Origin of the sequence: Citrobacter sp. Awk 4, from assembly GCF_028069725.1 — a bacterium.
Classification (GTDB): domain Bacteria; phylum Pseudomonadota; class Gammaproteobacteria; order Enterobacterales; family Enterobacteriaceae; genus Citrobacter_D.
This window is the reverse complement of record NZ_JANEWG010000017.1, coordinates 1-13300: the sequence shown is the minus strand read 5'-3', so window position 1 is coordinate 13300 and position 13300 is coordinate 1. Positions and strand designations below refer to the sequence as shown.

Sequence of the window (13300 nt, the reverse complement as noted above, 5' to 3'; positions counted from 1 at the left end):
ATTAAAGGCGGAAAACGAGTTCAAACGGCACGTCCGAATCGTATCAATGGCGAGATTCGCGCCCTGGAAGTTCGCTTAACAGGTCTGGAAGGCGAAGCTTTGGGTATTGTGAGTCTGAGAGAAGCTATCGAAAAAGCTGAAGAAGCTGGAGTAGATTTAGTTGAAATCAGCCCTAACGCCGAACCGCCAGTTTGTCGTATTATGGACTACGGCAAGTTCCTTTATGAAAAGAGTAAGTCTTCTAAGGAACAGAAGAAGAAACAAAAAGTTATCCAGGTTAAGGAAATTAAATTCCGTCCTGGTACCGACGATGGCGATTACCAGGTAAAACTCCGCAGCCTGGTACGCTTTCTGGAAGATGGCGATAAGGCTAAGATCACGCTGCGTTTCCGCGGTCGTGAGATGGCCCACCAACAGATCGGTATGGAAGTGCTTACGCGCGTCCGTGACGATCTGAGTGAACTGGCAGTAGTCGAATCCTTCCCTACGAAGATCGAAGGCCGCCAGATGATCATGGTGCTCGCTCCTAAGAAGAAACAGTAAGGCCTTCAAGTAACAATGTCTGTGGAGCCTGCGGGTTCCACAGCCCTTGTTCGCCTACGTTTCGTTTATTAACAATGCGAAGTGGAAGTTATTAAAATGCCAAAAATTAAGACCGTACGCGGTGCTGCTAAGCGCTTCAAAAAAACCGGTGGTGGTGGATTTAAGCGTAAGCACGCAAACCTGCGTCATATTCTGACCAAAAAATCGACTAAGCGTAAACGTCACCTGCGTCCAAAAGGCCTTGTTTCTAAAGGCGATCTGGGTCTGGTAATCGCGTGCCTGCCGTACGCATAAGCCGTTAACGTTTAACTTTTTTCACTAAGAATATAGATACAGGAGAGCACATATGGCTCGCGTAAAACGTGGTGTAATTGCACGCGCACGTCACAAAAAAATCATGAAACAAGCCAAAGGCTACTACGGTGCGCGTTCTCGCGTATACCGCGTTGCCTTCCAGGCTGTTATCAAAGCCGGTCAGTACGCTTACCGTGACCGTCGTCAACGTAAGCGTCAGTTCCGTCAACTGTGGATTGCGCGTATCAACGCAGCAGCACGTCAGAACGGTATTTCTTACAGCAAATTCATCAATGGCCTGAAAAAAGCCTCTGTTGAAATCGACCGTAAGATCCTGGCTGACATCGCAGTATTCGACAAATTAGCGTTCACCGCTCTGGTCGAAAAAGCGAAAGCAGCTCTGGCATAAGCCAGTGAAAAGAGGGAGCCTGGCTCCCTCTCTTTTATTTGTAGTGCAATCAATCAGTTGACAATTTACCCGTAACCCTTTTCAATAAAGGTCTTTCGGATTTTACCCAACAAGGTAACGCAAGCATGAATGCTGCTATTTTCCGTTTCTTTTTTTACTTTAGCACCTGACTTCAGGAGGCTAGCGCGTGAGAAATGAAACGGAAAACAGCGCCAGAAAGCCTCCCCAGTGGAGGCTTTTTTTGTACCTAAAATTGCGCGATCTATTTCAAGTAGCAGGCGTACAGACTGCAACTCGAAATAGTTAGAGCAAAAATAATGACCACAAACGGTGTCTTCACCGACACAATGAGGAAAACCATGTCACATCTCGCAGAGCTGGTTGCCAGTGCAAAGGCAGCCATTAACCAGGCGTCAGATGTTGCCGCGTTAGACAATGTACGCGTCGAATATTTGGGCAAGAAAGGGCATTTAACCCTTCAGATGACGACCCTGCGTGAACTGCCGCCAGAAGAGCGTCCGGCCGCTGGTGCGGTTATCAACGAAGCGAAAGAGCAGGTGCAGCAAGCGCTGAACGCACGTAAGGCAGATTTAGAAAATGCTGCGCTGAACGCGCGTCTGTCCGCAGAAACGATTGACGTTTCACTGCCGGGTCGTCGTATCGAAAATGGCGGTCTGCATCCGGTGACCCGTACCATTGATCGCATTGAAAGCTTCTTTGGCGAACTTGGTTTTACCGTGGCGACAGGCCCGGAAATCGAAGACGACTATCACAACTTCGATGCGCTGAACATCCCTGGTCATCACCCGGCACGTGCGGATCACGATACTTTCTGGTTTGATGCGACCCGTCTGCTGCGTACGCAGACCTCTGGCGTTCAGATCCGTACCATGAAAGACCAACAGCCGCCGATTCGTATCATCGCACCGGGCCGCGTGTATCGTAACGATTACGATCAGACCCACACCCCGATGTTCCATCAGATGGAAGGATTGATTGTTGATACCAACATCAGCTTTACCAACCTGAAAGGCACGCTGCACGACTTCCTGCGTAACTTCTTTGAAGAAGACTTGCAGATCCGTTTCCGTCCTTCTTACTTCCCGTTCACGGAGCCTTCTGCAGAAGTGGATGTGATGGGTAAAAACGGCAAATGGCTGGAAGTGCTGGGTTGCGGCATGGTGCATCCGAACGTACTGCGCAATGTCGGCATCGATCCGGAAATTTACTCTGGCTTCGCCTTTGGTATGGGTATGGAACGTCTGACGATGCTGCGTTATGGCGTGACTGACCTGCGTTCATTCTTCGAAAACGATCTGCGTTTCCTCAAACAGTTTAAATAAAGGCAGGAATAAATAATGAAATTCAGTGAACTGTGGTTACGCGAATGGGTAAACCCGGCTATCGATAGCGATGCGCTGTCGAACCAAATCACCATGGCGGGTCTGGAAGTTGACGGTGTTGATCCGGTTGCCGGCGAGTTTAACGGCGTAGTGGTGGGTGAAGTGGTGGAGTGCGGTCAGCATCCTAATGCCGACAAACTGCGCGTAACGAAAGTCAATGTGGGTGGCGATCGCCTGCTGGATATCGTCTGCGGCGCGCCGAACTGCCGTCAGGGGCTACGTGTCGCAGTGGCGACAATCGGTGCTGTGTTGCCAGGCGATTTTAAAATTAAAGCGGCTAAGCTGCGTGGCGAGCCGTCGGAAGGGATGCTGTGCTCCTTCTCCGAACTGGGCATTTCCGACGATCATAATGGCATTATCGAACTGCCTGCGGATGCGCCGATCGGTACCGACATCCGTGAATATCTGAAACTCAATGATAACACCATTGAGATCAGCGTAACGCCAAACCGTGCCGACTGTTTAGGTATTATCGGTGTCGCCCGTGACGTCGCAGTGCTGAACAAAGCGCCGCTGGTCGAGCCGGAAATCGCGCCTGTTGCGGCGACGATCAATGATACGCTGCCTATCGCAGTAGACGCGCCAGAAGCCTGTCCTCGCTACCTGGGCCGCGTGGTCAAAGGTATCAACGTTAAAGCGCCAACGCCGCTGTGGATGAAAGAGAAACTGCGTCGTTGCGGCATCCGTTCTATTGATGCTGTGGTTGATGTGACCAACTACGTGCTGCTCGAACTGGGTCAGCCAATGCACGCGTTCGACAAAGACCGCATTGAAGGCGGGATTGTCGTGCGGATGGCGAAAGAGGGTGAATCTCTGGTGCTACTGGATGGCACTGAAGCCAAACTGAGTGCTGACACGCTGGTCATTGCCGACCATCAGAAAGCGCTGGCAATGGGCGGTATCTTCGGCGGCGAGCACTCCGGTGTGAACGACGAAACACAAAATGTGCTGCTGGAATGCGCATTCTTCAGCCTGCTCTCTATTACGGGTCGCGCACGTCGTCATGGTCTGCACACCGACGCATCTCACCGCTATGAACGTGGTGTGGATCCGGTTCTGCAGTACAAAGCAATGGAACGCGCAACCCGCCTGCTGATCGACATTTGTGGCGGTGAAGCGGGTCCGGTTATTGACGTCACCCATGAAGCGACATTGCCGAAGCGTGCGACCATTACTCTGCGTCGCAGCAAACTGGATCGCCTGATCGGTCATCACGTTGCGGATGAGCAGGTGAGCGATATTCTGCGCCGTCTGGGTTGTGAAGTGACGGAAGGTCAGGACGAGTGGAAAGCGGTTGCACCGAGCTGGCGCTTCGATATGGAGATTGAAGAAGATCTGGTCGAAGAAGTGGCGCGCGTGTACGGCTATAACAATATCCCTGATGAACCGGTGCAGGCGGGTCTGATCATGGGGACACACCGTGAAGCCAACCTGTCACTGAAGCGCGTCAAAACCATGCTGAATGACAAAGGCTATCAGGAAGTGATCACCTATAGCTTTGTCGATCCTAAAGTTCAGCAATTGATTCACCCGGGTGTTGAAGCGCTGCTGCTGCCAAGCCCAATCTCTGTCGAGATGTCAGCAATGCGCCTGTCTCTGTGGACCGGCTTACTGGCGACCGTTGTCTATAACCAGAACCGTCAGCAGAATCGCGTACGCATTTTCGAAAGCGGTCTGCGTTTCGTTCCTGACACTCAGGCAAACCTGGGCATTCGTCAGGATCTGATGCTGGCAGGGGTGATTTGCGGCAACCGTCACGATGAACACTGGAACCTGGCAAAAGAGACCGTTGATTTCTATGATCTGAAGGGCGACCTGGAATCAGTGCTGGATCTGACCGGTAAACTTGCTGACGTTCAGTTCAAAGCAGAAGCCAATCCGGCACTGCATCCTGGACAGTCCGCAGCGATTTATCTGAAAGGTGAACGTATTGGTTTTATTGGGGTTGTTCATCCTGAGCTGGAACGTAAACTGGATCTCAACGGTCGCACTCTGGTGTTTGAACTGGAGTGGAATAAGCTCGCAGACCGCGTGGTGCCTCAGGCGGGTGAGATTTCTCGCTTCCCGGCTAACCGTCGCGATATCGCGGTTGTGGTCGCAGAAAACGTTCCTGCAGCGGATATTTTATCTGAGTGTAAGAAAGTTGGCGTAAATCAGGTAGTTGGCGTAAACTTATTTGACGTGTACCGCGGTAAGGGTGTTGCGGAGGGTTATAAGAGCCTCGCTATCAGCCTGATCCTTCAGGATACCAGCCGTACACTCGAAGAAGAGGAGATTGCCGCTACCGTCGCCAAATGTGTAGAGGCATTAAAAGAGCGATTCCAGGCATCATTGAGGGATTGAACCTATGGCGCTTACAAAAGCTGAAATGTCAGAATATCTGTTTGATAAGCTTGGGCTTAGCAAGCGGGATGCCAAAGAACTGGTCGAGCTGTTTTTCGAAGAGATCCGTCGTGCTCTGGAAAACGGTGAGCAGGTAAAACTCTCTGGTTTTGGTAACTTCGATCTGCGTGATAAGAATCAACGTCCGGGACGTAACCCGAAAACGGGCGAAGATATTCCCATTACAGCACGGCGCGTGGTGACCTTCAGACCCGGACAGAAGTTAAAGAGTCGGGTTGAAAACGCAACGCCCAAAGAAGAGTAATATTAACTAACTAAAAAGGCCGCTTTTGCGGCCTTTTTTCTTTTCACTGCCGTATAAGCACCGTAAAATCAATATCATCCCTTTTCAGCAGAATGGAAAATATGCTGACTTTTGCCCGCCAACAACAGCGACGACATGTTCGCTGGATACTGAGTCTGACGGCGCTAACGCTGCTGGCAGCCGCTGTAAGTTTATGTGCTGGAGAACAGTGGATAGGTCCTGGCGAGTGGTTTGGTACTCGCGGGGATCTGTTTGTCTGGCAAATTCGACTGCCACGGACGCTGGCTGTTTTGCTGGTCGGGGCCGCGCTGGCGCTCTCCGGCGCGGTGATGCAGGCACTCTTTGAAAACCCACTTGCAGAGCCGGGACTGCTTGGCGTCTCCAACGGCGCTGGCGTGGGGCTCATTGCGGCCGTGCTGTTAGGGCAGGGAAAGCTTCCGGGTTGGGCGCTGGGGCTGTGCGCGATTGCAGGTGCGCTCATTATCACGCTAATTCTTCTGCGTTTTGCTCGTCGTCATCTTTCGACCAGTCGCTTACTGCTTGCCGGTGTCGCGTTGGGCATTATATGTAGTGCGCTGATGACGTGGGCGATCTATTTTTCTACCTCTTTTGACCTGCGCCAGTTGATGTACTGGATGATGGGAGGCTTCGGCGGCGTTGACTGGCAACAGAGCTGGTTAATGATCGCATTGATTCCGGTTCTGCTCTGGATTTGCTGTCAGTCACAGCCTATGAATATGCTGGCATTAGGCGAAACCTCAGCCCGTCAGCTTGGGTTGCCTTTATGGTTCTGGCGCAATCTTCTGGTGGTGGCGACAGGATGGATGGTTGGCGTAAGCGTGGCATTGGCCGGGGCAATCGGCTTTATCGGTTTGGTTATTCCCCATATATTGCGTTTGTGCGGGTTAACTGACCATCGCGTCTTATTACCTGCCTGTGCGCTGGCGGGCGCAATTGCGCTGTTGACGGCGGATGTGGTCGCCCGGCTGGCGCTCGCTTCTGCAGAACTCCCCATCGGTGTGGTAACGGCGACATTGGGAGCGCCTGTCTTCATCTGGCTGCTATTAAAAGCAGGACGTTAAATATAAAGATAATCGCTGTTCGGTCTATGATTAGAAACTGACATTGTTCCATACTCATTCGTCTGTAACCCGGGAGACGCTATGCAAAAGACCATTCTCAACACTCAAGTGACGAGCATTGACGGCGAGGACATTTCGCTGGAGAAGTATGCCGGAAATGTACTGCTGATCGTTAATGTGGCATCAAAATGCGGTTTAACGCCGCAGTATGAACAACTGGAAAACCTGCAAAAAGCCTGGGGCGAACACGGATTTGCTGTGTTGGGTTTTCCGTGCAATCAGTTCCTTGGCCAGGAGCCGGGCAGCGAAGATGAGATTAAAACGTACTGCGCCACGACCTGGGGTGTGACGTTCCCGATGTTCAGTAAAATTGATGTCAATGGCGACGCGCGCCATCCGCTGTACCAAAAATTGATTGCTGCCGCACCTGTGGCTGTTGCTCCACAGGCAAGCGGTTTTTACGAGCGGATGGTCAGCAAAGGGCGTGCGCCGCTGTATCCTGACGATATTTTGTGGAACTTTGAGAAGTTTTTAGTGGGCCGGGATGGACACGTCGTGCAGCGTTTTTCACCCGACATGACGCCTGAAGATCCTATTGTCATGGAAAGTATCAAACTGGCGCTGGAGAAATAATGCCTTCGTTGATGCAGTTACAGGACGTGGCTGAGAGCACCCGGCTTGGTCCACTTTCAGGGGTGATCAACGCCGGGGAAATCTTGCACCTTGTCGGACCTAACGGCGCGGGGAAAAGTACTCTTTTGGCGCGGATGGCGGGCTTGACCAGCGGCGACGGAACTGTCGTATTTGGCGGTACGGCTCTGGAAACCTGGCCAGCGGCCAAACTTGCCCAACATCGCGCTTACCTTGCGCAACAGCAAAATCCCCCTTTTGCCATGCCAGTCTGGCATTACCTGACGCTTCATCAACCCGATAAAACGCGAACCGATCTGCTCAAAGAAGTGGCGGATGCGCTCGGATTGGGCGATAAACTGGAGCGGGGCACGAATCAGCTTTCCGGGGGCGAGTGGCAACGTGTTCGTCTTGCTGCGGTGATGCTGCAAATTTCGCCGGAATCCAATCCTCACGGGCAATTATTGCTTCTGGACGAACCGATGAACAGTCTGGATGTTGCGCAACAAAACGCACTGGACCGATTGCTCAGTCGACTTTGCCTTCAGGGAATTGCTGTCGTGATGAGCAGTCATGATCTTAACCATACGCTACGCCACGCGCATCAGGCGTGGTTGTTGAAACGTGGGGCGTTGATTGCCTGGGGGCCGCGTGAAGAGGTGCTGACGCCGCCCAATTTAGCACGTGCTTATGGGTTAAACTTCCGGCGGCTGGATGTGGAAGGCCACAGAATGCTCATATCAACCACTTAAGTTAAATGGTCTCTTGAAAATAAGGCGCTTTCCACGCTATATAGATATAAAAATAAAAAAGAGGATTCGTCCTGAATGCGTTTTTGGTTCCTTCTTATCGCAGCACTGGTGTTAGCTGGGTGTAGTAGCCATCGCGCTCCTGCACCAAATGCCAGACTTTCGGATTCCATTACGGTTATCGCGGGTCTCAATGATCAGTTGCAGAACTGGCGCGGAACACCGTACCGTTATGGCGGAATGAGCCGTAGCGGTGTGGACTGTTCAGGGTTTGTTTTGATGACGATGCGTGACCAGTTTTCTCTGCAACTGCCACGAGACACCCGGCAACAGTCCAAAATTGGTACGGAAATCGACAAAGATGATCTCCTGCCCGGCGATCTGGTTTTCTTTAAAACCGGTTCGGGGGAGAGCGGCCTGCATGTCGGAATTTATGACACCAATAATCAATTTATCCATGCCTCGACCAGTAGAGGGGTGATGCGTTCGTCTCTCGATAATGTCTACTGGCGTAAAAATTTTTGGCAGGCCCGACGAATTTAATCATGCGGATGGCGAGGTTTACCTGACTTACCATCCATATTTAAAAATGGAATTTTGTGATTAACGACATAAGGCTGGCTTCCTGATAACCATACTATTCATGAAAGTAATGTGGCTAGTGTAAATTCGCGCGCATCTCATGAAAAAGTGTAAAACTGGATATTGGTTTATAATCAGGATAAGCTAAAAAAAGGACCCGGTTTACCGGATAAAAAGGAAAAAATGAAAGCACCCCCATTAGTCTCTGAAATGATGTCGTTTTCCATCCTTTGTTACAGGATGCCGGATTACACCCAAACTGCGGGGCTGGCAAAATGATTGTTTCACTGGATAATTCCTATCATTCCGATCTCTTGTTTCTGCCGGCGCGGAGTGAAAAAGGGGATCTTGTCGGTTTAGAAATCATTGCAAACTTTGTCAGTGACGATGGTGCTGTACGTATGCCAACAGAGCTGGTCATACCCCGGTTGTCGACTGAGGAGCAGTGCCGCTTATTCGAAGAAAAACTCTCACTTATTGAAACGTGCCAACATTTTTTTATTCAACAAAAATTGAATGCCTGGATTAAATTAACGCCAGCAGTGGTGGACGCATTATTATATGACGAGGAGTTTAACGCGCGTGTTAAGCGATTTTCATTTCTTGAATTAATGATTAATGAAAATTACCCAGAATTAAATCGTGGGAAAGAAAATCCGAAACTGGCGAAATTAGCGGCGCAGTTTCCGCTCATACTGGCTAATTTTGGTGCCGGTGATTCTTCGATGAAAGCCATTTTTGACGGTCTTTTCAAACGGGTCGCACTGGATAAAAATTTTGTTCAGCACAGAGCAATGAGCGTTTCATTTGAACCGTTTATGCAGGCTATTGTTTCACAAATATCATCCAGTTGTGATTCCGTTATGATTACGGGTATCGATACGGAAGAGATGAAGGCCCGCGTCACTCCTTTAGGTTTCAGTGTATTGCAAGGATGCCTGTGGCCAGCTGTATCGGTCGGTCAGATAACGTCCCTGGTACAGGGATAACCCTTCTATTTGCTGGTGTTTAAGACGGTAGTAACCGACTACACTACAAACAGGAGGCCCTATGACCCTGTCTTTTACCACCCGCTGGCGCGATGAGCTGCCGGCAACGTACACCGCTCTTTCCCCAACTCCCCTGAGCAATGCCCGTGTGATTTGGCACAATGATGTATTGGCACAACAGCTTGATATTCCCGCCACGCTTTTTGATGTTGAAAGTGGAGCGGGTGTCTGGGGTGGTGAGTCTCTACTTCCCGGTATGTCGCCTTTGGCCCAGGTCTACAGCGGACATCAGTTTGGTGTCTGGGCGGGGCAACTTGGCGACGGGCGCGGCATTCTACTGGGAGAACAACTCCTGCCCGATGGCACGACGCTTGACTGGCATCTGAAAGGGGCGGGTTTAACCCCGTATTCGCGTATGGGCGATGGGCGAGCAGTATTGCGCTCCACAATCAGAGAGAGCCTGGCCAGTGAGGCGATGCATTATCTGGGGATCCCAACGACCCGGGCGCTGTCGATTGTGACCAGTGATTCTCCGGTCTACCGGGAAACACAGGAAACGGGTGCAATGTTGATGCGCCTGGCGCAAAGCCACATGCGTTTTGGTCATTTTGAACACTTTTATTATCGCCGTGAGCCCGAACAAGTTCGCCAGTTGGCCGACTTTGCGATTCGTCACTACTGGTCCCATTTGCAGGACGAAGCAGATAAATACACGCTCTGGTTTCGGGATGTGGTGTCGCGTACGGCGACGCTTATCGCGGACTGGCAGACCGTGGGATTTGCCCATGGTGTGATGAATACTGACAACATGTCTATCCTGGGGTTGACGATCGATTATGGACCGTTCGGTTTTCTTGATGATTATCAGCCGGGGCTGATTTGTAATCATTCCGACCATCTGGGGCGCTACAGTTTTGATAACCAACCCGCTGTCGGGCTTTGGAACTTACAACGTCTGGCACAGACGCTTTCTCCGTTTATGTCGGTTGAGACGCTCAATGAGGCGTTGGATGGCTATCAGTTGGCCCTGCTAACGCGTTACGGCCAGCGGATGCGGCAAAAACTGGGATTCTTTAGCGAACAGAAAGACGACAATGCGTTGCTCAATACCTTGTTCAGCCTGATGGCGCGTGAGGGAAGCGACTATACCCGTACATTCAGAATGTTGAGCCAGACAGAGCAGCAAAGTGCGGCATCTCCGCTGCGGGATGAGTTTATTGATCGCACCGCCTTTGACGAGTGGTTCACACAGTATCGTGCTCGCTTGCAACGAGAACAGGTTGATGATGCATTGCGTCAGCAACACATGCAGCGTGCTAACCCTGCGGTGGTACTCCGTAACTGGTTGGCCCAGCGTGCTATCGAGGATGCCCAGCGGGGGGACACCCGCGAATTGCACCGACTGCATCAGGTACTGCGCACACCGTTTACCGACAGAGATGATGACTATGTCAGCCGTCCTCCCGACTGGGGAAAACGGCTGGAAGTCAGTTGCTCAAGCTAGACCGACTCATTTGGTCAGGAGAAGCTTACCTGCGTTTGTTTTACGCAGCAGATACTCCTGGCCATCATGATCAATGATCACTTTTCCTTGTTGACCTAATAACGTCTGACTGCTGATCCGCCGTTCGGTATCGTTGAGGGGAGGGACGCTGCTCTTTTCCTTAGAATGAGGTGACTCGGTGCGATCCATACGTGACATAGCGCTCGTTAATAAAAATTAATTTAACAATGATTATTATTATCAATAATGTGCGCAATAACGGCAAGTGTTAAATGGGTTATTACGTGATAACGCGAAACGAAGATGGCGATAAGCGAGATGAGAAAGGAAGCGCCCATCCCGGAGGGAATGGGCCAATACATCAAAAACGGCACTCTACGGCGGAGGCTAATTTTTCCAGCAACAGTTCGGTGTCTTCCCAGTTCAGGCAAGGGTCGGTAATTGACTGGCCGTAAACCAGCGGCTGACCGCTAACGATTTTTTGCGTGCCTTCGCGCAAGAAACTTTCGGCCATGACTCCGGCAATTGCGGTGGAGCCGTTACGGATTTGCTGGCAAATGTCATCACACACGTCCAGTTGGCGTCGGTGCTGCTTTTGGCAGTTGCCGTGACTAAAGTCCACCACCAGATGTTCCGGGAGATCAAACTCGTGCAAGGTATCGCAGGCGGCGGCAATATCTTCGGCGTGGTAATTGGGCTTTTTACCGCCACGCATAATGATATGACCATAGGGGTTGCCGCTGGTCTGATAAATGGTCATCTGCCCGGATTTATCCGGTGAAATGAACATATGACTGGCGCGGGAGGCGCGAATGGCATCGACGGCAATGCGCGTGTTGCCATCGGTGCCGTTTTTAAAGCCGACCGGGCAGGAGAGCGCGGAAGCCATCTCGCGGTGAATTTGGCTTTCTGTGGTACGTGCGCCAATGGCTCCCCAACTGATCAGATCGGCGATAAACTGTCCCGTCACCATGTCAAGAAATTCAGTCGCTGTGGGTACGCCTAACTCATTGATTTTAAGTAGTAGTTTTCTTGCCAGTTCAATGCCGTGGTTGACACGGTAGCTGCCGTTTAGATCAGGATCGGAGATTAAGCCTTTCCAGCCAACAACGGTACGCGGCTTCTCAAAATAGGTGCGCATGACGATTTCCAGGCGAGCCTGATGTTTTGAACGTAGCGCTTGCAAACGACTTGCGTAATCCATCGCTGCGTCAAGATCGTGAATCGAGCAAGGACCAATGATCACCAGCAGGCGGGGATCTTCACCATTCAATATTTTTTCAATCCGGCGCCGCGAGTCGGTAACGTGGCTTGCAACAGCGGGCGATACGGGGTGTCGTAGCGCCAACTCGGCAGGGGTGACAAGACTGTCTATACGCGCTGTACGGAGTTCGTCGGTTCTGTTCATTACATCTCTCAGAAATTTGTTGCTTCAACGGCAGGACTACCGGGAAGTGATGGGCATCACGATAAACCAATCCCTGCTGATTTCAAGTGCGAGGCGTGTCACACCTCGCACGCTATCAGAGATGATAACGAAAATTGAATCAATGTACTAGCATATTAGTACATTCGGCGATTCAATCCCATAATGTCGAGAATTTTAGTCGCAATTTCTTCTACCGAATAATTGGTACTGTTCAACCACGGGATCTGGTTTTTACGATACAGCGCTTCAACCTCTGCCACTTCCATCCGACACTGGCGCAGGGAGGCATAACGGCTGTTTTCACGGCGCTCTTCGCGAATGGCCGCCAGACGTTCCGGTTCAATCGTCAGACCAAAAAGCTTGTGCTGGAGGGGTTTCAGAGACGCAGGTAACACCAGATTATCCATATCATCAGCAATAAAGGGGTAGTTTGCCGCCCGGATGCCAAACTGCATAGCCAGATAAAGACTGGTTGGCGTTTTTCCACAACGTGAGACGCCCAACAGGATCACCTGCGCCTGATCGAGATTGCGCAACGAAATGCCGTCATCATGCGCGAGGGTATAGTCAATGGCGGCGATGCGCGCATCATACTTATTGAGATTGCCGGGATTAAGGCCGTGGGTGCGATGCGCAATCGGGGTGGGGTCGAGTTTCATTTCTTGCTGCAGCGGTGCGACCAGCGCCTGTACAATGTCCTGACAGAAACCTTCGCTTTGCAAAATGATCGCGCGGATTTCAGGCAGCACAATGGAGTAGAACACCAACGGGCGCACACCCGTTTGCTGATAGATGGCGTCGATCTGGTCTTTAACCGCCCTGGCGCGGCTCTCATTTTCGACAAACGGCAGCGTGATGCTACTGATCGTCACGGGAAACTGCGACATGACAGCATGCCCCAGCACTTCGGCAGTGATGGCCGTACCATCAGAAATATAAAAAACATGACGATCAACAACATTATCCATTTTGTTCATCCTGAAGAGCACACATAATTCTCTGAAAGCATAAATTAAAAAAAGACAGAAGCGTATAACTC

16 protein-coding genes and 1 other annotated feature are annotated in these 13300 nt (G+C 51.1%); of the genes, 13 read left to right on the top strand and 3 right to left on the bottom strand.

Translation table 11 applies throughout. The features are described from left to right. The 13 genes from infC to selO all read left to right on the top strand — a co-directional run bounded on the left by infC (position 1) and on the right by selO (position 10832). Positions 1 to 543: a translation initiation factor IF-3 gene (gene infC, locus NNO04_RS09280; RefSeq protein WP_071828920.1), complete on the top strand. Its 543-nt coding sequence runs from the start codon at positions 1 to 3 to the stop codon at positions 541 to 543. A gap of 96 nt (positions 544 to 639) precedes the next feature. After that, a complete protein-coding gene (gene rpmI, locus NNO04_RS09275) occupies positions 640 to 837 on the top strand; it encodes a 50S ribosomal protein L35 (protein WP_003030583.1) in 198 nt (65 codons plus the stop codon). Positions 838 to 889: 52 nt separating this feature from the next. Beyond that, positions 890 to 1246: a 50S ribosomal protein L20 gene (rplT, locus tag NNO04_RS09270; protein ID WP_162379986.1), complete on the top strand. Its 357-nt coding sequence runs from the start codon at positions 890 to 892 to the stop codon at positions 1244 to 1246. A gap of 120 nt (positions 1247 to 1366) precedes the next feature. After that, positions 1367 to 1491 (top strand) — a sequence feature (Phe leader region). Next, entirely contained in the window at positions 1372 to 1416 is a 45-nt protein-coding gene (gene pheM / locus NNO04_RS09265; protein WP_001386830.1) for a pheST operon leader peptide PheM, read from the top strand. It overlaps the preceding feature by 45 nt. A 114-nt stretch (positions 1492 to 1605) precedes the next feature. Further along, positions 1606 to 2589, top strand: a complete 984-nt coding sequence (gene pheS / locus NNO04_RS09260; protein ID WP_271444405.1) for a phenylalanine--tRNA ligase subunit alpha — start codon at positions 1606 to 1608, stop codon at positions 2587 to 2589. A gap of 15 nt (positions 2590 to 2604) precedes the next feature. Continuing rightward, a complete protein-coding gene (pheT, locus tag NNO04_RS09255) occupies positions 2605 to 4992 on the top strand; it encodes a phenylalanine--tRNA ligase subunit beta (RefSeq protein ID WP_271444404.1) in 2388 nt (795 codons plus the stop codon). Positions 4993 to 4996: 4 nt separating this feature from the next. Continuing rightward, on the top strand, positions 4997 to 5296 hold the full coding sequence (gene ihfA / locus NNO04_RS09250; RefSeq protein ID WP_003030571.1) for an integration host factor subunit alpha: 300 nt from the start codon (positions 4997 to 4999) through the stop codon (positions 5294 to 5296). Positions 5297 to 5397: 101 nt separating this feature from the next. Next, positions 5398 to 6378, top strand: a complete 981-nt coding sequence (btuC, locus tag NNO04_RS09245; protein ID WP_271444403.1) for a vitamin B12 ABC transporter permease BtuC — start codon at positions 5398 to 5400, stop codon at positions 6376 to 6378. An 81-nt stretch (positions 6379 to 6459) separates the two neighbouring features. Then, entirely contained in the window at positions 6460 to 7011 is a 552-nt protein-coding gene (locus NNO04_RS09240; RefSeq protein WP_271444402.1) for a glutathione peroxidase, read from the top strand. After that, positions 7011 to 7760, top strand: a complete 750-nt coding sequence (btuD, locus tag NNO04_RS09235) for a vitamin B12 ABC transporter ATP-binding protein BtuD (RefSeq protein ID WP_271444401.1) — start codon at positions 7011 to 7013, stop codon at positions 7758 to 7760. The genes NNO04_RS09240 and btuD overlap by 1 nt, the downstream gene beginning before the upstream one ends. Positions 7761 to 7835: 75 nt before the next feature. Next, a complete protein-coding gene (locus NNO04_RS09230; RefSeq protein ID WP_203358001.1) occupies positions 7836 to 8300 on the top strand; it encodes an NlpC/P60 family protein in 465 nt (154 codons plus the stop codon). 314 nt (positions 8301 to 8614) lie between these two features. After that, entirely contained in the window at positions 8615 to 9328 is a 714-nt protein-coding gene (locus NNO04_RS09225) for an EAL domain-containing protein (protein WP_271444400.1), read from the top strand. Positions 9329 to 9389: 61 nt separating this feature from the next. Then, a complete protein-coding gene (gene selO, locus NNO04_RS09220; protein WP_271444399.1) occupies positions 9390 to 10832 on the top strand; it encodes a protein adenylyltransferase SelO in 1443 nt (480 codons plus the stop codon). A gap of 6 nt (positions 10833 to 10838) precedes the next feature. On the opposite strand, the gene hemP is transcribed toward selO, so the two are convergent. The 3 genes from hemP to ppsR all read right to left on the bottom strand — a co-directional run bounded on the left by hemP (position 10839) and on the right by ppsR (position 13229). Continuing rightward, positions 10839 to 11030 (bottom strand): hemin uptake protein HemP, encoded by a 192-nt coding sequence (gene hemP / locus NNO04_RS09215; RefSeq protein WP_271444398.1) that lies wholly within the window; start codon positions 11028 to 11030, stop codon positions 10839 to 10841. A 163-nt stretch (positions 11031 to 11193) separates the two neighbouring features. Beyond that, the gene (gene aroH, locus NNO04_RS09210; protein ID WP_271444397.1) at positions 11194 to 12240 is read right to left on the bottom strand and encodes a 3-deoxy-7-phosphoheptulonate synthase AroH; all 1047 of its coding nucleotides are present in this window, start codon (positions 12238 to 12240) and stop codon (positions 11194 to 11196) included. A 155-nt stretch (positions 12241 to 12395) separates the two neighbouring features. Next, positions 12396 to 13229 (bottom strand): posphoenolpyruvate synthetase regulatory kinase/phosphorylase PpsR, encoded by an 834-nt coding sequence (gene ppsR, locus NNO04_RS09205; RefSeq protein ID WP_162380479.1) that lies wholly within the window; start codon positions 13227 to 13229, stop codon positions 12396 to 12398. Positions 13230 to 13300 lie beyond the last annotated feature (71 nt).